Here is a 22,455-nt window from a genome sequence, read left to right as displayed (position 1 = left end):
CGGGTCACCCCTGGTCCCGGCCACCCGCCCCGGCACCCGGCCCCGCACCCGCCCCCTCCAGCGGGCCCGGCGCCGGTATCGCCGGCCCGGCCGCCGGACGGCGCCGCAGCCGGGGGCGTACCAGCCGGAGCCACGCCACCACCAGCAGGGCCGCGACCGCGGCGAACGGCAGCACCGCGCCGAGCGCGACGGCCAGCCAGCGCAGCATCGTCAGGAACGCGTCCCAGCCGCCCGCGAGCGCGTCGGTGAACCCCGGATCGTCGTCGGCGGCCCGAGCCTCGGGCCGCTCGGTCAGCGACAGCGTGATGGTGGCCAGGCTCGTGCGGTCCTTCAGGGACGCCTGCCGGGCGAGCAGCGCCTCCAGTTCCGCCTGGCGGGTACTCAGCTCGCCCTCCAGGGTGACGACATCGCTCAGCCCGGTGGCCCGGTCCATCAGCTCGCGCACCCGCGCCACGCTGGCCCGCTGGGACTTCACCCGGCTCTCCACGTCCACGACCTGATCGGTGACGTCCCGCGCCTTCGCGTCGCGTTCGAGGAGAGTGCCGGTGCCCTCCAGGCCGGCGAGGACCTCCTCGTAGGACTCGGCGGGCACGCGCAGTACCGCCCGGGTGTACTCGTCGCCCTCCGCGCCGCGCTCGGTGGTCTCCTCGCCGACGTAACCCCCCGCGTCCTCGGTGGCGGTGCGGGCCCGCGCCAGCGCCCCGGGCACGTCGTCGACCCGTACCGTCAGCGAGGCGGTGCGGATGACGTGGTCGGCGGCGATCGGGGACGGCGCGGCCGGCCCCTCCTGCGCGGCGCCGGCGGAGTCGCTTCGCCGCCCCTCGTCCTCCGCGCCCTGCGCGCCCTCCGCGCCCTGCGGGCCCCGCGCGTCCGCGTCCGAGACGGCCTTGTCGGCGCCGCCGCCCGCACCGCTGTCGCCCGCGTCGGAGCATCCGGTCAGGGCGAGGGCCGCGGCCAGCAGCAGCGCGGCCAGTGCCGGGACGGGGCGTACCGGACGGTGTGGTCGTACGGAACGTCGTGCGTGTGCGCGCATGCGGGTCCACCCCCGGGGTGTTGACGACTGACGCTCCTTCGACGCGGCCGGCGGCCGGAACGTTGGCGCGGAACGGTCCCGAACAGGTCACGGTCCGAAGAAGGCCACCGGGGGAGGCGGCGCCGGTGGGGCCGGGCGGGCGTCGCCGGCGGGGTCTGAGAGGCTGGGGGCATGGTCGCAAGCGAGGCCCGTGGGGGCACGGGACATGTCGTCGTCGTCGGAGCCGGGATCGCCGGCCTGGCCGCCGCGCACCGGCTGCTGGGGTTCGGGGCGCGGGTCACGGTGCTGGAGGCGTCGGAGCGGGTCGGCGGCAAGCTGCTGCCCGGGGAGATCGCGGGCGTCCGCGTCGACCTCGGCGCCGAGTCGATGCTGGCCCGCCGCCCCGAAGCCGTCGGCCTCGCCCGCGAGGTGGGCCTCGCCGACCGCCTGCGGCCGCCGGCCACCGCGAGCGCCGCCCTGTGGACCCGGGGCGCGCTGCGGCCCCTGCCCAAGGGCCACGTCATGGGCGTCCCCGGCACCGCCGCCGCCCTGTCCGGCGTGATCTCCGAGGAAGGACTCGCCCGGATCGAGCGCGACGCCGACCTGCCCCGCACCGAGATCGGCGACGACGTCGCGGTGGGCGAGTACGTGGCGGCCCGGCTCGGCCGCGAGGTCGTCGACCGTCTGGTGGAACCCCTGCTCGGCGGTGTCTACGCGGGCGACGCGTACCGGCTCTCGCTGCGCTCCGCCGTCCCCCAGCTCTTCGAGGCGGCCCGCGCGCACACCTCGCTGACCGAGGCGGTCCGCGCGGTCCAGGGCCGTACGGCCGCCGCCCCGCAGTCCGGCGGCCCGGTCTTCGCGGGCCTCGTGGGCGGCATCGGCACCCTGCCGCCGGCCGTCGCCGACGCGGTCCGCGCGCGAGGCGGCGAGATCCTGCTGAACACCCCGGTCACCGAGGTGCGCCGGACCGCGCCCACCGGCTGGCGCCTCGTCGCGGGCGGCCGGGAACTGCGCGCCGACGCGGTCGTCGTCGCCGTCCCCGCACCCGCCGCCGCCGCGCTGCTGCGCGCCGAGGCCCCCGCCGCCGCGGCCGAACTGGCCACCGTGGAGTACGCCTCGATGGCGCTGATCACCCTCGCCTACCGCCGCGCGGACGCCGCCGCGCTCCCCGCGGGCAGCGGCTTCCTCGTCCCGCCGGTGGACGGGCGCACCATCAAGGCGGCCACGTTCGCCTCCCGCAAGTGGGGCTGGCTCGCCGAGGAGGACCCGGAACTGACGGTGGTGCGCACCTCGGTGGGCCGGTACGGCGAGACGGAGATCCTCGGCCGGGACGACGCCGGTCTGGTCGACGTCTCCCGCCGCGACCTGGCGGCCGCCACCGGGCTGACCGCCACGCCGGTCGCCACCCGCGTCACCCGCTGGACGGACGGTCTCCCCCAGTACCCCGTCGGCCACCACGCGCGGGTGGCCCGGCTCCGCGCCCACGTCGCGCGCCTCCCCGGCCTCGCGGTCTGCGGCGCGGCGTACGACGGCGTCGGCATCCCGGCCTCCGTCGCCGGCGCCCACGCCGCCGTCGACCAGCTCCGCGGCGGCCTTCGCGGTGTGCAGGAACTCACCGCCCACCCGGTGCCGAGCGGGCCCGGCGGAGCGGGAGAATGAGGCCATGAGCGACGACGCCTCCACCCCCGCCCCCGAGCGGATCCCCAACAAGGGCAAGCTGGCCAAGGACCTGAACGAGGTCATCCGCTACACCCTCTGGTCCGTCTTCAAGCTGAAGGACGTGCTGCCCGCCGACGCCGGACGGGCGGGTTACGCCGACGAGGTCCAGGAGCTGTTCGACCAGCTCGCCGCCAAGGACGTCACCGTCCGCGGCACCTACGACGTCTCCGGGCTGCGCGCCGACGCCGACGTCATGATCTGGTGGCACGCCGAGACCGCCGACCAGCTCCAGGAGGCGTACAACCTCTTCCGCCGCACCCGGTTCGGCCGCGCGCTGGAGCCGGTCTGGTCGAACATGGCGCTGCACCGCCCCGCCGAGTTCAACCGCTCGCACATCCCGGCGTTCCTCGCCGACGAGACGCCGCGGAACTACGTCAGCGTCTACCCGTTCGTCCGCTCGTACGACTGGTACCTGCTGCCCGACGAGGACCGCCGCCGCATGCTCGCCGACCACGGCAAGATGGCCCGCGGCTACCCGGACGTGCGCGCCAACACGGTCGCCTCGTTCTCCCTCGGCGACTACGAGTGGCTGCTCGCCTTCGAGGCCGACGAGCTGTACCGCATCGTCGACCTCATGCGTCACCTGCGTGCTTCCGAGGCCCGCATGCACGTCCGCGAGGAGGTCCCGTTCTACACCGGCCGCCGCAAGGACCTCACCGAGCTGATCGCCGGACTGGCCTGATCAGGACCTGGGCGCCGGGGCCGGCGTCGGCGCGGGGCGCGGGGCGCAGAAGGCGTCCCGCGCCGCCGGGAGCCGGCCGTCGATCAGATACGCCTCCAGGTGGTCGTTGACGCAGCGGTTGGGGCCGCCCGCGATGCCGTGGGTGCCGGCGTCCTCCTCGGTCACCAGCACCGCGCCGGAGAGCCGGTCCCGCAGCTCCAGCGCGCCCTCGTAGGGCGTGGCCGCGTCCCGTTCGGCGGCCAGGATCAGCGTCGGCGGCAGCTCGCCCGCCCCGGTGCGCACGTCCAGCGGCCGCTGCCGGGGCGCCCGCCAGTAGGCGCACGGCAGGTTGGTCCACACGTTGTCCCAGGTCTCGAACGGCGCCCGGCGCGCGAGGCGGGTGTTGTCCCGGTCCCAGGTGGCGAACTCGGTGGGCCAGGGCCCGTCGTTGCACTCCACGGCCGTGTACACCGCGCCGGCGTTCTCCGCCTCCACCGCCGCCTCGGTGTGCGGGCCCGCCTGCTCCACCAGCGGCCGCGGGTCCCCCTTGAGATAGGCCGACAGCGCGTGCGCCCGGTGCGGCCAGTGGTCGTCGTAGTACCCGGCCCCCAGGAACGCCCCCTGCAACTGGGCGGGCCCCACCGTGCCCCCGGCCGGTTGTGCCGCCAGCCGCTCGCTCGCCCGCTCGTAGCTCCGCCGCACCTCGCGGGCCGTGTCGCCGAGCCCGTACACGTCGTCGTGCGCGGCGATCCACTTCCGGAAGTCCCGCCAGCGGCCCTCGAACGCCGCCGACTGGCCGAGGTTGTTGCGGTACCAGATCAGCTCCGGGTCCGGGTTGACCACCGAGTCGAACACCATCCGCCGCACCCGCCCCGGGAACAGTTCCGCGTACAGCGCCCCGAAGTAGGTGCCGTACGACGACCCCAGGTACGTCAGCTTCCGCTCGCCCAGCGCGGCCCGTACCACCTCCAGGTCACGGGCGTTGTTCAGGGAGTGGTAGTGCCGCAGCGCGCCGCCCGTCCGCTCGGCGCAGCCCCGCGCGTACGCCTCGGCCTCGGCGGCGCGTTCCTGCTTGAACGCGTCGGAGGGCTCCTCCGGGGCCGGCCGCGGTCCCTTGAAGAAGCGTTTCGGGTCCTGGCAGGAGAGCGGCGCCGAGGGGGCGACCCCGCGCGGCGCGTAGCCGACCAGGTCGTAGGAGGCGCCCAGCCGCTTCCACTCGGGGATCAGCCCGGCCAGCGGGAAGTACAGCCCCGAGGCGCCGGGCCCGCCCGGGTTGAAGACGAGGGCGCCCTGCCGGGCCACCTTGTGCCCGTGCCGGGGGTCCTTCCGGGTGGCCGCCGCCCGGCCGACGGTCAGCTCGATCTCGGTGCCGTCGGGGCGGGCGTAGTCGAGCGGGACGGTGACCTTGCCGCACTCGATGCCGCCCGGCAGGTCCTCGGCGTCCGGGCAGGCGCCGAAGGCGATGCCGGCCGCGGCGGCGCGGGCGGCGGCCGTCGCGGTGCCCCGCCGCTCGGCGGCGCCGGGGCCGCCCGGACCGTCCGGCGTGTGCGGTGCCCCACCGGCGGGGGCGGCGGTGAGGGCGCTCAGGAGCAAGGTCCCGGCGGCCGAGTAGAGCGCGGCTGCTCTCATGCGCGTATCCCTTCGGTGCACTGCGGCGACAGAAGGGATGTTTCGTTCGGCGGTCGGTGAAGGCAAGCACCGTCCGGGGTGTCGGCGCGAGTGCTCCCGCACGCCCCCGGCGCGTCGGTCGCGGCGGGCTCAGGGCAGCTCCGGCAGCCCCCGCGGCTCCTCGCGGTGTGCGAAGGCCGCACGCAGGTCCGGTTCGCCCACGGCCCGGATGCCGCGCACGGCGACGCAGGACAGGTACCCGCATTCGTCGCCCGCCCGTCTGGTCCGCCGGGCGAACGCGCCGAGCAGCCGCTGCCCGGCGGGCGAGGCCCACGCCGCGTACGGGTGGACCTCGATGCGCGCGACGGCCAGGCAGCTCAGCGCCAGGACCAGCGGCAGCGCGAACCAGAGGGCGACCAGGTAGCGCGGCACCTCGGGGGCGACCGGCAGGACCTGGGCGGCCGTGCCCAGCGCGCACACCGCCAGTGCGGCCACCCGCACCCGGCGGACCCCGGCCGCGACCGTGTGCGCGCCCTGCGGGACGGCGAGACCCGCGCGCACCAGCCGCTCGGCCAGCCCCCGCACCGCCTCGGCCGCCGCCGCGGCCGTCCGCACCGGGGCGATCAGGGACTGCCCCCCGGGGCCTATCGCCCCGATGACGGACCGTTCCATCTCGTCCCGCCCACGCGGATCGACCACCGTCGCCCAGCCCGTGCGGGCGAGCAGCAGCCGCCGCTGGCGGGCCATCGAGACCAGTGTCAGATCGGCGACCCTGGCGGGACCGCCGGACAGGAACGCCGCCTCGTACAGATCGAGTTCACGCTCCGGGCCCGGATCGGCGTCGGCGGTCGCCGGGCGCGCGGCGGCCAGGCAGAGCCGGGTGCACGCGATACCGGCGATCACCCAGGCGGGCAGCAGGAGAAGAACCCAGAACATGCCGTTTTTTCTATGCCAAGGACTCCGCCTCCGCCATGCCCTGTTCACGATGCGGACCCGGTGTTGCCGTGCTGTGACGTCCCGTCCGGCAGGGTTCAGCGCCCCAGCACCATCCGTCGCGTGGCGCGCGCCAGTCGCACCGCCGGGCGCCGGGAGCGGGGTGCGGGACCCGAGCGGTCGAGCCACCACTCCCGCACCTCCCGTCGCGCGCGGGCGTCCGCCGGCGCTCCGGTGTCCAGCAGGTGCGCGGCGAAGTCGAGGGCGTCCCTGCGGTGGCCGCCGGTCATCGGCCGCCCCTTGGCGTACCGGAGGAAGGCCGCCCGGTACCCCGGTCCCAGGATCTCCGGCAGCTCGGGCGCGACCTTCGCCACCACCCCCGCCCGCTTGGCGGCGAGCGCCCGCGCCTGCACGCCGAGCCGCACCCGGTCGAACCCCTCGGGCACGGGTGCCCCGGCGACCAGCGCGGACAGCAGCGCGGTCTGGGCGAGCGCGACCCGCTGCCGGGCGGACTCGGTGACGGGCGGCTCCGGCAGCGGGTCGCGCTCGCTCCGCGCGCGCGGGGCCCCGGGCCCCGCCTGGGCCCGTCCCTTCTCCACCGCCGCCCGGATCGCCGTCAGTTCGCCCGCCAGCTCCGCCGGGGCGGGGAAGTCCTCGTCCCGTTCCAGCAGGACGCCGGGCGGCGCGACGCGCGCGGCGAGGTCGGTCAGCACGTCCAGGACGGGCTGGGTGACGGGGTGGGCGTGGCTGTCGTGCCACACCCCGTCGCGGACGAAGCCGCCGGCGACATGGACGTAGGCGAGCGCCTCCAGGGGGAGTTCGGCGAGCGCCTCGGCCGGGTCCTCGCCCCGGTTGACGTGGTTGGTGTGCAGGTTGGCCACGTCGATCAGCAGCCGTACGCCGGTCCGGTCGGCCAGCTCGTACAGGAACTGCCCCTCGGTCAGCTCCTCGCCCGGCCAGGACAGCAGCGCGGCGATGTTCTCCACGGCGAGCGGCACGGGCAGCGCGTCCTGCGCGATCCGCACGTGCTCGCACAGCACGCCGAGGGCGTCCCGGGTGCGGGGCACCGGCAGCAGGTGCCCCGCCTCCAGGTGCGCGGACGCGGTCAGCGGCCCGCCGGCCCGGACGAACGCGATGTGCTCGGTGACCAGCGGCGAGCGAAGCGCCTCGGCCCGCTCGGCGAGCGCCGTGAGCCGCGCCGCGGCCGGCCGGTCCGCGCCGCCCAGACCGAGCGAGACGCCGTGCGGCACGACCGTCACCCCGCGCTCGCGCAGCCGCAGCAGCGACTCGGGCAGATGCCCGGGACAGACGTTCTCGGCCACGACCTCGACCCAGTCGATCCCGGGCATCCGCTCCACGGCGTCCGCGATCTCCGGCCGCCAGCCGATCCCCGTCCCCAGTGGCGTCACGGTCATGGCCCCCACCCCCTTCAAAGCTTCATGCCGGGGGTATGGCCCCGCCGGATCGCGGCGAACCACGGGGCGGGCATGTTCAGAGCAACACTTGAGGTTCGGCCGCTGCCATGGCGGCCCCCGCCCCCTCAGCGCAACGCCGGATGGTCCGCCACCACCGTGCACGTGTCCGGCGCGACCTCGGTGAACCCCGCGTCGCGGACCACCGGCAGGCCGCCGGCGGTCAGGCGGGTCCAGTCGGCGGGGGGCGCGGTGCGCACCGACAGGGGGAATCCGGCGTCGCGCCAGGCGGCGCGCTCCGCGTCGGACAGTTCCCACCAGGCGAGCTGGGCGCCGTGGCCGGCCTGCGCCATCGCCTTGCCGGCCGACATCGCGACCTCGGGGCTCATCCAGAGCACCGGGGCCGCCGGGTCGGCGGCGGCGGGCGGCTCCGGGTCGTCGAGGTCGGTGCCGGAGACCTGGAGCTTGGCCAGTTCCCTGGGCCAGCCGTCCAGCGGGACCGGCGGGAAGACCCGGATCTCGGCGTCCCGGCCGGTGACCGTGATGCCGGGCAGCGCCTCGGCCCGCCGCCACTCCGCGCCGCGCGCCCGCCGGACCACCTTGCGGATCCGGGCGTCCTGCCAGTCCCGTACCGCCTCGGCCCATTCCCCCTCGCCGGACGCGCGCGCGTCGGCGAGCAGCACCAGCACCGCCCGCGCGGCGGTCTCCAGCGCGTCGGTACGGGCCGGCGGCGCCGCCCGCTCGATACGGACGACGAGCGGCAGCACGAACTGCGGGGCGAGATCGCGCTCACCGGGCTCGGAGCGGAAGGGGCTCTCGGTGACGGGCGTGGAATCGTTGTTCACGCCCCCAGTCTGCCAAGGGGCCCCGCGCTCACCCCGAGCAGGCGGTGCGCTGGGCCTCCAGCCACTCGCAGGCCGGGCACAGGGTGATACCCCGGTACGACTCCGGGTGCTCCGTCGGCTCCCGGCACAGCACGCACTCCGCGTACGGCGGACCGGCGGCCGGCGGCGGCCCGGCCGGGTGCCCGGCCGAGCGGTGCTCGTTCTCGTCCATACCTCCAGCGTAGAACCCTCAGCGCCGGCCGTTCGCGGTCCCGACCAGCTCGGAGACCCGCACGAAGCGGTAGCCCTGGCGGCGCAGTTCCGGCACGATCTGCCGGATCGCGCGTTCGGTCACCGGGGCGGCGCTGCGGGTGCAGTGCAGCACGACCACGGAGCCCGGCCGCACCCCGTCGAGGACCTGCCGGGCCACCGCGTCCGCGTCGGACGCGAAGGCGTCCCCGCTCACCACGTCCCACTGCACGGCGGTGACGCCGGCCGCCCGCAGCTCCTTCAGGGCGGCGCGGTCGTGGCAGCCGCCGGGGAACCGGAAGTACGGCATCGGCTCCGCCACCCCCGCCTCGCGGAACGCCGCGTACGCCCGTTCCACGTCCGCCCGCATCCGGTCCCGGGCGACGGTCGGCAGGCCGTAGCAGTCACCGGTGAAGGCGTAGTGGCTGTAGGAGTGGTTGGCGACCTCGAAGAGCCGGTCGCGGTCGATCGAGCGCGCCTGGTCGGGGTACTCCTCGGCCCACCGGCCGGTCATGAACACCGTCGCCGGCACCCCCAGTTCCCGCAGCGCCGCGATCAGTTCGGGGTTGTCGAACCGCTCGCCCGCCGCCGCCCGCGGTCCCTGGTCGGCGGTCATGTCGGCGTCGAAGGTGAGGGCGACGGTCCGGTCGTCGGAGCGCGGGCCGTGCGCGAAGACCGGGGTGAGCCCCGCCGGACCGGGCGCGAGCGTCGGCGGAGGGGACGGCGACGGCGACGGGGCGGGGGCCGGTGCCCCGGCGGTACCGCAGGCGGCCAGGGCGGCGCCCAGAGCACCCAGAGCACAGGCCAGGGCCGTACGTCTTACGAGAGTGATCATCGTACGAACGTATGGGTGGGCCGGTGCGGCGGTGCCGTTCCCGGCGGTGACCGGGCCGGGCGGTCACCCGCCCGGCCGGATCGCCGTACCGGTTCGCCGTACCCGGGGCGCCGGAGTGTGCCGGCGTGGGTGCGGGCTCAGATGTCGCGGCGCTCCAGCGGCTTCGTCGCCGGGCCCTCCAGGACCGTGCCGTCGGTGGCGAAGCGGGAGCCGTGGCAGGGGCACTCCCAGGCGCGTTCGGCCGCGTTGAAGTCGACCAGGCAGCCCAGGTGGGTGCAGCGCGGGGAGACCGCGTGCAGGGCGCCGTCCTCGTCCCGGTAGACCGCGACCCGGTGCCCGTCGACCCGGACGACGGCGCCCTCGCCGGGCGGCAGCGCGTCCACCGGCGGGGCGGGCTTGAGCCGGTCGCCGACGAAGTGGCCGGCCACCTTGGCCTGGGTTTTCAGCAACTGCGGCGCCTCGCGGACCTGGCTGCGCAGCCGCCGCGGGTCGTACAGCCCGCTCCACGCGCTCTCCCGGCCGGTGATCTGCGCGGTGAGCAGCAGGCCCGCCATCATGCCGCCGCTCAGCCCCCAGCCGCCGAAGCCGGTCGCCACCCAGGTGTGCTTCGCGCCCGGGTGCAGCGGCCCCACCAGCGGCACCGTGTCGGTGGGGTCGATGTCCTGGGTGGCCCAGGTGTGCACCGGCTCGACGCCGGGGAAGTGGGTGCGGGCCCACGTGGTCAGGCGGTCGAAGCGCTCCCGGGTGTCGCCGGTGCCGGGCGTGAAGTGCTCCCCGGTGACGATCAGCAGCCGCCGCCCGGGGTCCCCGTCCAGCGGCGCCGTACGCACCGAGCGGGTGCCCTCGTCCGGCGTGATGTACATGCCGTCGACGTCCCGGTCCGCGGCGATCGGACCCGCCACCACCAGCTCCCGGCGCGGCGCGAGGCGGGCGAAGAGCAGCGCCCGGTCGAAGATCGGGTAGTGCGTGGCGACCACCACGTCCGCCGCCCGCACGGACACCCCCGTCCCGGTCGACAGCCGGCAGGGCTCGCCCTCGTCCAGGCCGTGCACGACCGTCCGCTCGAAGATCCGCCCGCCGAGCGCCTCGATCGCGTCGGCGAGGGCCAGCAGGTACTTGCGCGGATGGAACTGCGCCTGCCCGTCGACCCGGACCGCCCCCGCCACCGGGAACGGCAGCCCGGTCCCGGTCACGAAGGAGGCCGGCAGCCCGGCCTCCTTCGCCGCCGCCGCCTCGGCCCGCACCTCGTCCACCCGGCCCGCGTCGCGGACGTAGGTGTACGCGCTCCTGGTCTCCCAGTCGCAGTCGATGCCCAGCTCCGCCACCAGCGCGGCGGCGTGTTCGATCGCCTCGGTCTGCGAGCGGGCGTACAGCCGGGCGCCCTCGGGGCCGCGGGTGCGGCGCAGCTTGTCGTAGATCAGCGTGTGCTGGGCGGTGAGCTTCGCACTCGTGTGCCCGGTGACACCGGCGGCGACCTGCCCGGCCTCCAGGACGGCCACCCGCCGCCCGGCGCGGGCCAGCTCGAAGGCCGTGCACAGCCCGGCCACGCCGGCGCCGATCACGGCCACCTCGACCTCCAGGTCCTCGGCCAGGGCGGGGCGGGGGCGACCCGGCGCCGTGTCGATCCAGTACGAGCCGCTGACGTGCGCGTTCTGCGTCATGCGGGGACGGGTACCCCGCCGCGCCCCGCTCTCACCGACGGGGTCGGCGCGCCGGTCAGCGGCGCCAGGGTCCGGTCACCGCGAAGGTCGTCCCGGGCGCGTAGCAGTTGACGTACATCGTGTCGCCGTCGGGGGAGAAGGTGACGCCGGCGAACTCGCCCCACTCCGGTTCCTCCGGGGTGCCGATGTTGTTGCGCCCCCGGGCCATCGGGTACACCTCGCCGCGCCGGGTCACGCCGTAGACGTGCTGGGCGCCGCCGCCGTCCTCGCAGACCATCAGGCCGCCGCTGGGCGCGAGGCAGATGTTGTCGGGGGACTCGCCGGGAAGCTGGACGTCGGTGTCCGGGCCGAAGACGATCACCAGCGTCAGGCGGCGCCGCTCCGGGTCGTACCGCCAGATCTGGCCGTAGTGGTCGGCGGCCGAGCCGTCCGCGCCGCGGGCGAAGGAGGACACGAAGCAGACGCCGGCCCCGCCCCAGTAGCAGCCCTCCAGCTTCTGCGCGTGGGTGCTGCCCCGCGGGCCGAAGTCCTGGAGGCGGATCGGCGTCGTGGTGGCCAGCGGGTCGGGTACGTCCACCCACTCGACGTGGTCGAAGGAGGTGCCGGTCTGCTGGATCGAGGACAGGTCCGGCACGCCCGGTACGCGCATCGCCTGCAGCCGCCCGCCCGCGCGCAGCGACCCCCTGCCGCCCAGCGGCTTGTTCGGCAGGAACCGGTAGAACAGGCCGAACGGCCGCTCGAAGGCGTCCTCGGTCTCGTACACCACACCCCGGCGCGGGTCCACGGCGATCGCCTCGTGCTGGAAGCGGCCCATCGCGGTCAGCGGCACCGCGCCGGTGCGGTGCGGGTCCTCCGGGTCGACCTCGAAGATGAAGCCGTGGTCCTTGGTGTAGCCGTTGGTGCCGGCCTTGTCCTCGGTCTCCTCGCAGGTCAGCCAGGTGTTCCAGGGGGTGGGGCCGCCCGCGCAGTTCACGGCCGTCCCGGCGATCGCGACCCGCTCGGACAGCACCCGGCCCCGTCCGTCCAGGGTCAGCGCCGTGCAGCCGCCCTTGCCGGCCGGGTCGTAGGTGAGGCCCTCGACCGTGGGGACGGGGATGCGGCCGGTGACCCGGTTCTCGTGATTGCGGACGAGGTGGACACGGCCGTGCCGGCCGGGGAAGGCGGACATGCCGTCGTGGTTCGAGGGGACGGGCCCCTCGCCGGAGCGCAGCGGCTCGCCCTCCCGGGAGAGCACCCGGTAGCGAAAGCCCTCGGGCAGGTCGAGCAGCCCGCCGGGGTCGGGGACGAGGGGGCCGTAGCCGCTGTGGCCGGGGGGCTGCGCGGCGGCGGTGCCGGTGAAGAGTTCGGTGAGGGCGCCGGTGAACGCGATGCCCGCTCCCAGGGCGCCGGTACGGGCGAGCACCTCGCGGCGGGTCGCCGAGCGGGGGGACGTGGCCGGGGACACGGGCCCGGGTACGGACTCAGGCGCGGACTCGGGTACGGGTTCGAACGCGGGCATGGGGAAACCTTCCTGCTGGCGGACAGGACTGTGACCCCGCCGTGTCTATCACCTGCCAGGAGCCCCGGGAACCACGCGCGCCCCCGTGTTCAGCGCTGGACGGAACGGTCCCCGGGGCGGCTGGAGCATGACGGCCCCCTCGCCAAGAGGGCCGGTACATCAGCTCCTGTCGCGCTATGCGCCATGCCCGGTCCGGGCCGTGCGCGGCCCCGGACCGGGTGTCGTGCGGCTCGCCGGCCGGGTCAGACGACCGTCGCCCGCTCGGGCTCCGTGACCTTCATGGGCTCCGCGGCCTTCGCGGGCCCCGTGACCTTCACCGGGTCCGTGCCGCTGGAGCTGTGCCGCTCGGCCCAGCTCTTCAGCGCGGTGCGGCAGGCGTGGTCCAGGTGGTGCAGGCCGGAGAGGTCCAGCTCCACCGGGCGGTCCTGCGGCAGGGCCTCCAGACTGCCGAGGATCTTCGGCAGCCCGAGGAAGGTCGCGTTGCCCGACAGGTGCGCCTGGACCGGCCCGGCGCCCTTGTCGACGATCTCCAGCTTCAGGTGCGACGCGTCCCAGGCGGTCTTGACCACGGAGAGGGCCAGACCGATCAGCACGCCCTCGAACATGTTGACGGCGACGATCGACACGGCCGTGACGATCAGGATCACCGCCTCGCCGCGGTGACTCCGCCACAACGCCACGACCTGGCGGAACGGGATCAGCTTCCAGCCGGCGTGGACCAGGATGCCGGCCAGCGCGGGCAGCGGGATCCAGGCCAGCGCGCCCGGCAGCAGCGCGGCGAAGAGCAGCAGCCACACGCCGTGCAGGACGCGGGACGCCTTGGTCCTCGCGCCGGCCTGGACGTTGGCCGAGCTGCGCACGATCACCGCGGTCATCGGCAGCGCGCCGAGCACCCCGCAGAACGTGTTGCCCGCGCCCTGGGCCATCAGCTCCTTGTCGTACTGGGTGCGCGGACCGTCGTGCAGCCGGTCCACCGCGGCGGCGCTGAACAGGCTCTCGGCGGAAGCGATCAGAGTGAAGGCCATGATCGTGCCGAAGATGCCGACACTCGCCAGTTCGCCGAAGGCGTCGGCGCCGGGCGGCTGGATCGAGTCCAGCAGGCCGTTGACCTCGACGGTGGCCACCGGCAGCGAGAAGGCGAAGACGGCGAGCGTGGCCAGGACGACGGCGGCGAGCGCGCCGGGCACGGTCCGGACCCGCCCCGGCAGCCTCTTCCACAGCACCATCACCGCGACGGTGCCGACGCCGACGGCGAGCGAGGCGAGCGCCTCGGTGGAGCCGGCCGCGTCGGCGAAGGCGCCCGGCAGCCCGGCGATCTTGTCGAGACCGGAGGCGGGCGCCTTCAGCCCGGCCGCCGCGTACAACTGGCCCGCGATGATGACGAGTCCGATACCGGCCAGCATGCCCTCGACGACCGAGAGCGATATCGCCCGGAACCAGCGCCCCAGTCGCAGGGCGCCCATCGCGAGCTGGAGCAGTCCGGCCGCCAGCACGATCACGCCGAGCGCGGGCAGTCCGTAGGTGTCGACGGCCTCGTAGACCAGCACCGTCAGTCCGGCGGCCGGTCCGGACACCTGGAGGCTGCTGCCCGGCAGCAGACCGACGACGATGCCGCCCACGATGCCGGTGACCAGGCCGAGTTCGGCCGGGACCCCGGAGGCGACGGCGACACCGACGCAGAGCGGCAGGGCGACCAGGAAGACGACGAGTGAGGCGGCGAAGTCCTGCCGCAGGAAGGGGTACTTGGCTATGGAGGACATGGTGCCGCTCACAGGGTCTCGAACGTGTCGGTGTCCGCGTGCAGCGTGCGGACACCCCCGGTGTGCACCTCGTAGTACCAGCCGTGCAGCCGCAGCCGGCCCTCCGTCAGCCGCCGTTCCACGCTCGGGTAGGCCTGCAGGCGGATGAGCTGGGCGCGGATGTGGTTCTGCACGGCCTCGGCGACCGTCGGGTCGAACGGGTCGGCGCACTTGGGTGTCTCCGCGCCGTAGCGGAGCCAGTCGCGCACCGCGGGCAGGTCGCTCAGGTCGTCGCCGCGCACCATGGCGCCGACGGCACCGCAGTGCGAGTGGCCGCAGACCACGATGTCGGCGACACCGAGGGCCTGTACGGCGTACTCGATGGTGGCCGCCTCCCCGGTGGGGCGTTCGGCGAGGTGGCTCGGGACGACGTTGCCCGCGGTGCGCAGTTCGAAGAGCTGGCCGGGTTCGACGCCCGTGATCAGGGCGGGCACGACCCGGGAGTCGGAGCAGGTGACGAACAGGACGTCGGGGGTCTGGCCGGCGGCGTACCTGGCGAACTCCTCAGGGCGCTGTCCGTACAAGCGGGCGTGGTCGATGAGGGGCTGCATGATGTGGTGATTCCTCCTGGCGCGCAGTGGGGGCGCGTCGGACGGGACAGGACAGGGGTGGGGGCCGCTCGGCGGCTCAGCGGCGGAACACCTGGAGCGCCGCCGGGGTGCGGTCCCCGGTGGATCTGCACGGGCGGAGGTGCCCGGTGCCGGGCGCGCCCGGCTCGGTGGCGGCGGTGGTGTGCCGCCGGCCGAGGGGGCGCTCGGATATCTCGGGTGCCGAGGCGGCGGCGGTGCGGTGCCGGTCGCGGACGCGCGGGGGAGCGGTCGGGTCCCCGGGCCGGCCGGCGTCGTGGCAGGCGACGGTCTCGCCGCGCAGGGCCTCTCCGGAAGGCTTCGTTCCGGCCTGAGCCTTGGCCACGACTTCACGACTTGTGTGTGCGGATGCGAAAGGTGTCCCGGGTGCGAAGACCAGCAGGACGAGAAGGGCGGCCGTGAGGGCCGAGAGAACGGTTCGTACCGTCGCACCTCGGAACATGCGCCCCCCTCCGGCTCCGCTCGCACGCTTTGCACGGACCAACACTTGGTCAATGGATGGTCAAGAAGAACCGTAACCCGGCAAAGTTGTTTGCTGGGTTAACTCGACGTTGCGAACTGAAGAGAGCCCGAAAAGCGCAGGGCGAATGGCGTGAACAGGCTCTTGATCGTCAGGTGTTGACGTGTTACTTGCGCGAAGGGTCCACGAGGTGCGCGGCATCGCGGGCCAGCGCGGTGAGCCGGGAGATCGCCCGGAAATACTTCTTGCGGTAGCCGCCCTTCAGCATCTCCTCGCTGAAGAGCCGGTCGAAGGGCAGGCCGGCGGCGAGCACCGGCACCTCGCGGTCGTACAGGCGGTCCGCGAGCACGACCAGGCGCAGCGCGGTGGACTGGTCCGGCACCGGGCCGACCCCGGTGAGGCAGACGGCGCTGAGGCCGTCGGTCAGCGCGCCGTAGCGGCTCGGGTGGACCCGGGCCAGGTGGTCGAGGAGGGCGGGGAAGGCGTCCAGGGAGGCGCCCTCGGTGGCGTGCGCGGCCCGGGTCACCGCCGCCTCGGAGTACGGCGCCGGGGCCTCGGGCAGACCGCGGTGGCGGTAGTCCTCGCCGTCGATGCGCAGCGCGCGGAAGTGGGCCGACAGGCCCTGGATCTCGCGCAGGAAGTCGGCCGCCGCGAAGCGGCCCTCGCCGAGCTTGCCCGGCAGGGTGTTGGAGGTGGCGGCGAGTGCCACGCCCGCCTCCACCAGCCGGGCGAGCAGGGTGGAGACCAGGACGGTGTCGCCGGGGTCGTCCAGCTCGAACTCGTCGATGCAGAGCAGCCGGTGCCCGGAGAGGGTCCGTACGGTCTGCTGGAAGCCGAGGGCGCCGACCAGGTTGGTCAACTCCACGAAGGTGCCGAACGCCTTGCGCTCGGGCTCGGCGTCGGTGGCGTGCCACAGGGAGGCCAGCAGGTGGGTCTTGCCGACGCCGTAGCCGCCGTCGAGGTAGACGCCGCGGGGGCCCGCCGGAGTCTTCGGGGCCTTGCTCCGGCCGAACCCGAACAGGCCGCGCCGGGCGGTCGCGGGCGCCTCGCCGAGACCGGCCGCGAACCCCTCCAGGACCCGCACCGCCTCGCTCTGGCTGGGCCGGCCCGGGTCCGGTACGTAGGTGCTGAACCGGACCGAGTCGAAGCGGGGCGGCGGCACCATCTCGGCCACCAGCCGATCCGCGGGGACGTGCGGCTCGCGCGCGCACAGGGACAGCGGACCGGCTTCGGCTATCCGGCCGGGACCGGAGGCGCCGGGACCGGAGGCGCCGGGACCGGAGGCGGCGGGACCGGACGCGGGGGAGGGAGCGGGGGACGACACGGTTCACCATGCTAGACGGCATGGAACACTGCACGTCATGCGACGCCTGTTCCCTGTGACCGACCAGACAGCAGCCCGGCCGCCCGGCGGTGCCCCGTCCCCGGACGGCGCCGGCCGGGAGTGGAGCCTGGACGAGCTGGCCGCCGCGTACGCCTACCCCGACCCGCGCGAGGGCGGCACCGGGGCGTGGCTGCGGGCCAACATGGTCTCCACCCTGGACGGGGCCGCCCAGCACGACGGCCGCACCGAGCCCGTCTCGTGCGCCGCCGACATGCGGATCTTCGGCACCTTGCGGGCGCTGGCGGACGTGGTCGTCGTCGGCGCGCAGACGGTCCGCCAGGAGGGGTACCGGCCCGCACGCGCGCGGGCCGAGTTCGCGGCGCTGCGGGAGGCCGCCGGACAGGGCCCGGCGCCGGTGATCGCGGTGGTCAGCGCCCGGCTCGACCTGGACTTCTCGCTGCCGTTGTTCACCTCGCCCCTGGTGCCCACGCTGGTGCTGACCGGTGCGGCCGCGCCCCCGGACCGCGTCGCCGCCGCCCGGGAGGCGGGCGCCCGCGTGGTGAGCGCCGGCGACGGCGCCGGAGCGGACCCCGCGCGTGCCGTCGCCGCCCTCGCCGCGCTCGGGCACACCCGGCTGCTCACCGAGGGCGGACCGCGGCTGCTGGGCCAGTTCGTCGCCGCCGACGTGCTCGACGAGCTGTGCCTGACCGTCTCCCCGATGCTCACGGTGGGCGACGCCCAGCGCATCGCCGGGGGGCCCGCGGTCGCGGTGCCGAAACGGTTCGCCCTGGATTCCCTGCTGGAGGAGGAAGGTTTCCTCTTCAGCCGGTACCGGCGGGCCTGAGCAGACCGGCGCCACGAAAGTATGTTCGGTCGGTGACAGGTCCGGGAATTGTCGGAATTTATCATTCCGTTTGGTTCGCGACGGGCACACTTGATCCGGCGGTACCCGTGTGGTCACGGGGCAGGATGGTTTCCTCAGGGCCGGGTAGCGGCTCACGGAGGGTGGGCCCTCGGGCCCTCGAAGGAGATGAGGGACGTCTGGTGTTCACTAGCGTTTTGATGATCGAGAAGGCCCTGACGTCCGCCGACGTGGAGTTCGTCACCACCTTGCACGGAGACGAGAGCGTCTCCTTCCAGGTGCTGCTCCAGCCGCGCGGCGATCAGGCCGACCGCCTGCTGCGCGCCATCGACGACGTGGCCCTCGGCGAACTGGACGAGGCCGTCCGCGAGGGGGAGACCCCGGAGGGCGAGGAGGCGCTGAGCGTGGGGCAGCGGGCCCTGGAGGTCTCGCTCACCGCGCTGCGCGCCTCCGGCAACGGGGCGCAGGGGCGGCTGATCGAGGAGCACCCGCTGGACGCGCTGAGATCCCTGGTGCGGGAGGTCGGCGCGGACGAGGTGATCGTGCTGACCGACCCGCACTACGTGGAGGAGTTCTTCCACCGGGACTGGGCCTCCCGCGCCCGGCACAAGGTCGGCGTGCCGGTGCTGAAGCTGTTCTCGCACAGCAAGGCGTGATCTCCGGCCGGCCGCGCGCGGGCGTGACGGCGGGTAGGACCTGGTGGCGGGCACGGACCTGACGGCCGGGCCGGGCCCGCCGTCGGGCCGGGCCCGTCGGCGGCCGTGCGGCGCACGGCATAGGCTGGCCGCCGCACATCCGCCGTACCCGCTACGACCGCCGCGCGGCCCCCGTACCGGGACACAGATCAGCACGCACAGGGAGACACACATGGCACCCGGCCTCCCCACCGCCATGGACCGACCGCACTTCATCGGCATCGGCGGCGCCGGAATGTCGGGGATCGCGAAGATCCTCGCGCAGCGCGGGGCCGTGGTGGCCGGCAGCGACGCGAAGGACTCCGCGACCGCGCAGGCGCTGCGCGCACTGGGTGCCACCGTGCACATCGGGCACGCCGCGGACCACCTCGCCGACGACGCGAGCTGCGTCGTGGTCTCCTCCGCGATCCGCGCGGACAACCCGGAGCTGGCCCGCGCCGCCGAGCGCGGCGTCCCGGTCGTCCACCGCTCCGACGCCCTGGCCGCCCTGATGGAGGGGGTGCGCCCGATCGCGGTGGCCGGCACGCACGGCAAGACGACCACGACCTCGATGCTCGCGGTCTCCCTCTCCGCACTGGGCCTCGACCCCTCGTACGCCATCGGCGGCGACCTGGACGCGCCCGGCTCCAACGCCCTGCACGGCACCGGCGAGATCTTCGTCGCCGAGGCCGACGAGTCCGACCGCAGCTTCCACAAGTACGCCCCCGAGGTCGGCATCGTCCTCAACGTCGAACTCGACCACCACGCCAACTACGCCTCGATGGAAGAGATCTACGAGTCCTTCGAGACGTTCGCGGGCCGGATCGTGCCCGGCGGCACGCTGGTGATCTCGGCCGACCACGACGGCGCCCGGGAGCTGACCCGGCGACTGGCCGGCTCGGTGCGGACGGTGACCTACGGCGAGGCCGAGGACGCCGACGTACGCATCCTGTCGGTCGTCCCCCAGGGACTGAAGAGCGAGGTCACCGTCCTGCTCGACGGCACCGAGCTGACCTTCGCGGTGTCCGTCCCCGGCCGCCACTACGCCTCCAACGCCGTGGCCGCCCTCGCGGCGGGCGCCGCCCTCGGCATCCCGGCCGCCGAGCTGGCCCCCGCGCTGGCCGCGTACACCGGCGTGAAGCGGCGGCTCCAGCTCAAGGGCGAGGCGGCCGGCGTCCAGGTGATCGATTCCTACGCCCACCACCCGACCGAGATGGCCGCCGACCTGGAGGCGATGCGCGCGGCGGCCGGCGACGCCCGCATCCTCGTCGTCTTCCAGCCGCACCTGTTCTCCCGCACGCAGGAGCTGGCCGAGGAGATGGGACAGGCGCTGGCCCTGGCGGACGCCTCCGTGGTCCTCGACATCTACCCGGCCCGCGAGGACCCGATCCCGGGCGTCACCAGCGACCTGATCGTCGAGGCGGCCCGCGCGGCGGGCGCGGACGTCACCCCGCTGCACGACAGGACCGAGGCCCCGGCCATGACCGCGGGAATGGCGAAGGCCGGTGATCTCGTTCTCACCATGGGCGCGGGAGACGTCACGGATCTCGGCCCGCACATTCTGGAACGTCTGTCGAAGCGAGGGGCTGAAGTCTGATGTCGTACGACGTCGAGAAGCCGGACGAGCAGTGGCGCGCGGAGCTGTCGCCCGCGGAGTACGCCGTGCTGCGCCAGGCCGGCACGGAACCGGCCTTCAAGGGTGAGTACACCGACACCAAGACCGAGGGCGTCTACTCCTGCCGCGCCTGCGGCGCCGAGCTGTTCACCTCGACCACCAAGTTCGAGTCGCACTGCGGCTGGCCGTCCTTCTACGACCCGAAGGACTCCGACGCGGTCGAGCTGATCGCGGACCGGTCGCACGGCATGGTCCGCACCGAGGTGCGGTGCGCGCGCTGCGGCTCGCACCTCGGGCACGTCTTCGAGGGCGAGGGCTACCCGACCCCGACCGACCAGCGGTACTGCATCAACTCGATCTCGCTGCGGATGTCACCGGCCGGAGAGTGAGGCGGGCCCGGCGGCGCGAGCCGGGCGGAGCGGGTCGGGGGCGCGGGCCACAGGGCGTCCGCGGCGAGCGCGCCGGGTGCGTCAGCGGCCCGCGGGATCCGGGCCGGCCGACGGCAGCGTCACCGTGAACACCGTACGGCCCGGCGCTCCGGTCAGTTCGACCGAGCCGCCGTGGGCGGCGATCAGCGACCGGGCCACCGCCAGCCCGAGCCCGCTGCCGCCCCGGTCACGGCTGCGGGCCTTGTCGAGGCGGTAGAAGCGGTCGAAGACCCGTTCCCGGTCGGCGGCCGGGATGCCCGGTCCCGCGTCGGCCACCTCCACCCGGGCCGTGTCGGCGTCGCGCGAGACCCGCAGCGAGACCTCCGTACCGGGCGGGGTGTGCACGGCCGCGTTGGTGAGGAGGTTGTCCAGTACCTGCCGCACCCGTTGCGGGTCGAGCCGCAGCCGTACCGGCTCAGGGGGCGCCGTCACCGTCAGCGGACGGCCCGGGTGCGAGGCGCGGAAGGCGTCGACGGCGTGCCGCGCCAGCTCCGTCAGGTCGGTCTCCTCCTTCCGCAGCGGCGCCTCGACCTCGGCCGCGTCCAGCCGGGCGAGCAGCAGCAGGTCGTCCAGGAGGACGCCCATCCGGGCCGCCTCGGCACGCAACCGGGCCAGATGCCGGTCCCGTTCGCCTGGCTCGTTGGCCGCCGCGTACTGGAACAGGTCGGCGTAGCCCCGTACGGACATCAGCGGGGTGCGCAGTTCGTGCGAGGCGTCGGCGACGAATCGGCGCAGCCGCCCCTCCGCCTCGGCGCGTACCGCGAGCGAGTCGTCGATGTGCTCCAGCATCGCGTTGAACGCGGTGCGCAGCTCCTCCACCTCGCGCCCGCCCGCCCGGCCGTCGGCCCGCAGCGGCAGCCGCGCCGCCGACTCGGTCAGGTCGTGCGAGGCGATGCCGTGCGCGGTGTGCGCCATCTCGCTCAGCGGCCGCAGGCCCCGCCGCAGCATCCGCCGGCCGGACACCACCAGGGCCAGCAGCGCCAGACCGAAGGCGACGACCTGGACCGTGATCAGCCGGTCCATGGTGTTCTCGACGTCCCCGAGCGGTGCGGCGCTGACCAGCACCACCCCCGGTTCCACCTCGCAGGCCCGCAGCAGATAGGGGCCCCGCCCGCCGATCCGTACCGTGCGCGTCAGTTCGTCGTCCGAGTGGGCCATCGTCTCGGCCAGCGCGGTCAGCGCGCCCGCGTCGGCCGGCACCTCGGCGGGCCTGCGCAGGTCGGCCGAGGAGCCGGAGACGTCGTACACGGCCGTGTACCAGCCGTAGTACGGCTCGCGCCGGACGGTGCCGTGCTCGGCGGCGTCCTTGGTCTGCACCACCTGTGCCAGTTTCATCTGGTCGACGAGCTGGTGCTCCAGGTAGTCCCGCATGTACGCGGTCAGGGCGGTGCCGACCACGGCGAACGCGAGCAGCGACAGCGCGCCCAGGCCGAGCGCCAGCCGGGTGCCCAGCCGCAGCCCCCGCCAGGCACGCCACAGCCGCGGTGTCACGGGGCGGCCCGCCGCAGCGCGTACCCGAAGCCGCGCACGGTCTGGATCAGCGGGCTGCCGGCGCCGTCGGCCTCGTCCAGTTTGCGGCGCAGCCGGCTGACCACCAGCTCCACCACGTTGGACCGGCCGCCGAAGCCGTACTCCCAGACATGGTCGAGGATCTGCGCCTTGGTCAGCACGGTCGGCGACTTGCGCATCAGGTAGCGCAGCACCTCGTACTCGGTGGGGGTGAGGGAGAGCGGGATCTCGCCGCGCCGCACCTCACGGGTGTCCTCGTCCATCGTCAGGTCTGCCACCCGCAGCACCGAGCGCGGGAAGCCGGGCCCGGCGCTGCGCCGCAGCACGGTCCGCAGCCGGGCCATCAGCTCCTCCACCGCGAACGGCTTGACCAGGTAGTCGTCACCGCCCCGGGTCAGCCCCGCCACCCGGTCGGCGACCTGGTCGCGGGCGGTCAGGAACACCACCGGCACCATCGTCCCCGAGCGGCGCAGCCGGTCCAGGACGCCGAAGCCGTCCAGGTCGGGCAGCATCAGGTCGAGCACCACGATGTCCGGCCGGAACTCGGCGGCGGTGCGCAGCGCCTCCTCGCCGGAGTTCGCGGTGACCGCCTCCCAGCCCTCGTAACGGGCGACCGTGGCGACCAGATCGGCGATGGGCGGGTCGTCGTCCACGACGAGGAGTCGTACTTTTTCCACCCGCTCATACTGCGCCACCCGCCCCCCGATCCGGACCCCCAGGTCACCGGCGTACCAGGATCGATAAGCAGTTGAAAGTCGGCCGACAGGAAAACGACAGGGCGTGCG

The 22,455-nt window shown here is 74.7% G+C and carries 21 protein-coding genes; 6 read left to right on the top strand and 15 right to left on the bottom strand.

From position 1 onward, the window contains the following. Window positions 1-4: 4 nt before the first annotated feature. Window positions 5-1,033, bottom strand: coding sequence for a DUF4349 domain-containing protein (locus tag ABEB00_RS17320; RefSeq protein WP_345620624.1), 1,029 nt, complete (start codon window positions 1,031-1,033; stop codon window positions 5-7). A 171-nt stretch (window positions 1,034-1,204) separates the two neighbouring features. On the opposite strand from ABEB00_RS17320, the gene hemG reads away from it, so the two are divergent. After that, window positions 1,205-2,671 carry a protoporphyrinogen oxidase gene (gene hemG, locus ABEB00_RS17315; protein ID WP_345620623.1) on the top strand — a complete coding sequence of 489 codons (1,467 nt, stop codon included), beginning with the start codon at window positions 1,205-1,207 and terminating at the stop codon, window positions 2,669-2,671. Window positions 2,672-2,675: 4 nt separating this feature from the next. Next, on the top strand, window positions 2,676-3,413 hold the full coding sequence (gene hemQ / locus ABEB00_RS17310; protein WP_345620622.1) for a hydrogen peroxide-dependent heme synthase: 738 nt from the start codon (window positions 2,676-2,678) through the stop codon (window positions 3,411-3,413). Here the strand turns inward: hemQ and ABEB00_RS17305 are convergent, their stop codons facing one another. The 12 genes from ABEB00_RS17305 to zapE all read right to left on the bottom strand — a co-directional run bounded on the left by ABEB00_RS17305 (window position 3,414) and on the right by zapE (window position 16,495). Beyond that, window positions 3,414-5,021, bottom strand: coding sequence for an alpha/beta hydrolase (locus ABEB00_RS17305; RefSeq protein ID WP_345620621.1), 1,608 nt, complete (start codon window positions 5,019-5,021; stop codon window positions 3,414-3,416). It lies immediately after the preceding gene. A 129-nt stretch (window positions 5,022-5,150) separates the two neighbouring features. Continuing rightward, a complete protein-coding gene (locus ABEB00_RS17300; RefSeq protein WP_345620620.1) occupies window positions 5,151-5,936 on the bottom strand; it encodes a TIGR04222 domain-containing membrane protein in 786 nt (261 codons plus the stop codon). Window positions 5,937-6,031: 95 nt separating this feature from the next. After that, on the bottom strand, window positions 6,032-7,348 hold the full coding sequence (locus tag ABEB00_RS17295; RefSeq protein WP_345620619.1) for an MbnB/TglH/ChrH family RiPP precursor modification enzyme: 1,317 nt from the start codon (window positions 7,346-7,348) through the stop codon (window positions 6,032-6,034). A gap of 125 nt (window positions 7,349-7,473) precedes the next feature. After that, a complete protein-coding gene (locus ABEB00_RS17290) occupies window positions 7,474-8,190 on the bottom strand; it encodes a peptidyl-tRNA hydrolase (RefSeq protein WP_345620618.1) in 717 nt (238 codons plus the stop codon). Window positions 8,191-8,218: 28 nt separating this feature from the next. Further along, the gene (locus tag ABEB00_RS17285) at window positions 8,219-8,401 is read right to left on the bottom strand and encodes a hypothetical protein (protein WP_345620617.1); all 183 of its coding nucleotides are present in this window, start codon (window positions 8,399-8,401) and stop codon (window positions 8,219-8,221) included. Between the two features lie 18 nt (window positions 8,402-8,419). Further along, on the bottom strand, window positions 8,420-9,253 hold the full coding sequence (locus tag ABEB00_RS17280) for a polysaccharide deacetylase family protein (RefSeq protein ID WP_345620616.1): 834 nt from the start codon (window positions 9,251-9,253) through the stop codon (window positions 8,420-8,422). Between the two features lie 137 nt (window positions 9,254-9,390). Continuing rightward, complete coding sequence (locus tag ABEB00_RS17275; protein ID WP_345620615.1) at window positions 9,391-10,914, bottom strand: FAD-dependent oxidoreductase; 1,524 nt, start codon at window positions 10,912-10,914, stop codon at window positions 9,391-9,393. Window positions 10,915-10,969: 55 nt separating this feature from the next. Beyond that, the gene (locus ABEB00_RS17270; RefSeq protein ID WP_425586512.1) at window positions 10,970-12,412 is read right to left on the bottom strand and encodes an alkaline phosphatase PhoX; all 1,443 of its coding nucleotides are present in this window, start codon (window positions 12,410-12,412) and stop codon (window positions 10,970-10,972) included. 242 nt (window positions 12,413-12,654) lie between these two features. Next, entirely contained in the window at window positions 12,655-14,172 is a 1,518-nt protein-coding gene (locus tag ABEB00_RS17265; RefSeq protein WP_345620673.1) for a SulP family inorganic anion transporter, read from the bottom strand. 8 nt (window positions 14,173-14,180) lie between these two features. Next, window positions 14,181-14,762 (bottom strand): carbonic anhydrase, encoded by a 582-nt coding sequence (locus tag ABEB00_RS17260; RefSeq protein ID WP_345620613.1) that lies wholly within the window; start codon window positions 14,760-14,762, stop codon window positions 14,181-14,183. A gap of 76 nt (window positions 14,763-14,838) precedes the next feature. Then, window positions 14,839-15,123: a hypothetical protein gene (locus ABEB00_RS17255; protein ID WP_345620612.1), complete on the bottom strand. Its 285-nt coding sequence runs from the start codon at window positions 15,121-15,123 to the stop codon at window positions 14,839-14,841. A gap of 301 nt (window positions 15,124-15,424) precedes the next feature. Continuing rightward, window positions 15,425-16,495: a cell division protein ZapE gene (zapE, locus tag ABEB00_RS17250; RefSeq protein ID WP_345620672.1), complete on the bottom strand. Its 1,071-nt coding sequence runs from the start codon at window positions 16,493-16,495 to the stop codon at window positions 15,425-15,427. 124 nt (window positions 16,496-16,619) lie between these two features. On the opposite strand from zapE, the gene ABEB00_RS17245 reads away from it, so the two are divergent. The 4 genes from ABEB00_RS17245 (at window position 16,620) to msrB (ending at window position 20,122) form a co-directional block, all read left to right on the top strand. Beyond that, window positions 16,620-17,426 (top strand): pyrimidine reductase family protein, encoded by an 807-nt coding sequence (locus ABEB00_RS17245; protein ID WP_345620611.1) that lies wholly within the window; start codon window positions 16,620-16,622, stop codon window positions 17,424-17,426. A 200-nt stretch (window positions 17,427-17,626) separates the two neighbouring features. After that, window positions 17,627-18,100, top strand: a complete 474-nt coding sequence (locus tag ABEB00_RS17240) for an indole-3-glycerol phosphate synthase (RefSeq protein WP_345620609.1) — start codon at window positions 17,627-17,629, stop codon at window positions 18,098-18,100. Between the two features lie 211 nt (window positions 18,101-18,311). Further along, on the top strand, window positions 18,312-19,715 hold the full coding sequence (gene murC / locus ABEB00_RS17235; protein ID WP_345620608.1) for a UDP-N-acetylmuramate--L-alanine ligase: 1,404 nt from the start codon (window positions 18,312-18,314) through the stop codon (window positions 19,713-19,715). Next, window positions 19,715-20,122, top strand: coding sequence for a peptide-methionine (R)-S-oxide reductase MsrB (gene msrB / locus ABEB00_RS17230; protein WP_345620607.1), 408 nt, complete (start codon window positions 19,715-19,717; stop codon window positions 20,120-20,122). Before murC ends, msrB begins: the two co-directional genes overlap by 1 nt. Before the next feature lie 81 nt (window positions 20,123-20,203). On the opposite strand, the gene ABEB00_RS17225 is transcribed toward msrB, so the two are convergent. Both ABEB00_RS17225 and ABEB00_RS17220 read right to left on the bottom strand, forming a co-directional pair. Beyond that, on the bottom strand, window positions 20,204-21,652 hold the full coding sequence (locus ABEB00_RS17225) for a sensor histidine kinase (RefSeq protein WP_345620606.1): 1,449 nt from the start codon (window positions 21,650-21,652) through the stop codon (window positions 20,204-20,206). After that, the gene (locus tag ABEB00_RS17220; protein WP_345620604.1) at window positions 21,649-22,347 is read right to left on the bottom strand and encodes a response regulator transcription factor; all 699 of its coding nucleotides are present in this window, start codon (window positions 22,345-22,347) and stop codon (window positions 21,649-21,651) included. The genes ABEB00_RS17225 and ABEB00_RS17220 overlap by 4 nt, the downstream gene beginning before the upstream one ends. Between the last annotated feature and the right edge of the window lie 108 nt (window positions 22,348-22,455).

Origin of the sequence: Streptomyces ziwulingensis, from assembly GCF_039542605.1 — a bacterium.
Classification (GTDB): Bacteria; Actinomycetota; Actinomycetes; order Streptomycetales; family Streptomycetaceae; genus Streptomyces; species Streptomyces ziwulingensis.
The sequence above is the reverse complement of the archived record's forward strand: the minus strand, read 5'-3'. Positions and strand labels throughout refer to the sequence as shown.

Bases quoted from the DNA above. Each gene is read 5' to 3' on its own strand.
- ABEB00_RS17305 (WP_345620621.1), bottom strand. From the start codon at position 5,021: ATGAGAGCAGCCGCGCTCTACTCGGCCGCCGGGACCTTGCTCCTGAGC.
- ABEB00_RS17320 (WP_345620624.1), bottom strand. From the start codon at position 1,033: ATGCGCGCACACGCACGACGTTCCGTACGACCACACCGTCCGGTACGC.
- murC (WP_345620608.1), top strand. From the start codon at position 18,312: ATGGCACCCGGCCTCCCCACCGCCATGGACCGACCGCACTTCATCGGC.
- ABEB00_RS17285 (WP_345620617.1), bottom strand. From the start codon at position 8,401: ATGGACGAGAACGAGCACCGCTCGGCCGGGCACCCGGCCGGGCCGCCG.
- hemG (WP_345620623.1), top strand. From the start codon at position 1,205: ATGGTCGCAAGCGAGGCCCGTGGGGGCACGGGACATGTCGTCGTCGTC.
- ABEB00_RS17295 (WP_345620619.1), bottom strand. From the start codon at position 7,348: ATGACCGTGACGCCACTGGGGACGGGGATCGGCTGGCGGCCGGAGATC.
- ABEB00_RS17260 (WP_345620613.1), bottom strand. From the start codon at position 14,762: ATGCAGCCCCTCATCGACCACGCCCGCTTGTACGGACAGCGCCCTGAG.
- ABEB00_RS17280 (WP_345620616.1), bottom strand. From the start codon at position 9,253: ATGATCACTCTCGTAAGACGTACGGCCCTGGCCTGTGCTCTGGGTGCT.
- ABEB00_RS17270 (WP_425586512.1), bottom strand. From the start codon at position 12,412: ATGCCCGCGTTCGAACCCGTACCCGAGTCCGCGCCTGAGTCCGTACCC.
- hemQ (WP_345620622.1), top strand. From the start codon at position 2,676: ATGAGCGACGACGCCTCCACCCCCGCCCCCGAGCGGATCCCCAACAAG.
- ABEB00_RS17300 (WP_345620620.1), bottom strand. From the start codon at position 5,936: ATGTTCTGGGTTCTTCTCCTGCTGCCCGCCTGGGTGATCGCCGGTATC.
- ABEB00_RS17245 (WP_345620611.1), top strand. From the start codon at position 16,620: ATGCGACGCCTGTTCCCTGTGACCGACCAGACAGCAGCCCGGCCGCCC.
- ABEB00_RS17275 (WP_345620615.1), bottom strand. From the start codon at position 10,914: ATGACGCAGAACGCGCACGTCAGCGGCTCGTACTGGATCGACACGGCG.
- msrB (WP_345620607.1), top strand. From the start codon at position 19,715: ATGTCGTACGACGTCGAGAAGCCGGACGAGCAGTGGCGCGCGGAGCTG.
- ABEB00_RS17265 (WP_345620673.1), bottom strand. From the start codon at position 14,172: ATGTCCTCCATAGCCAAGTACCCCTTCCTGCGGCAGGACTTCGCCGCC.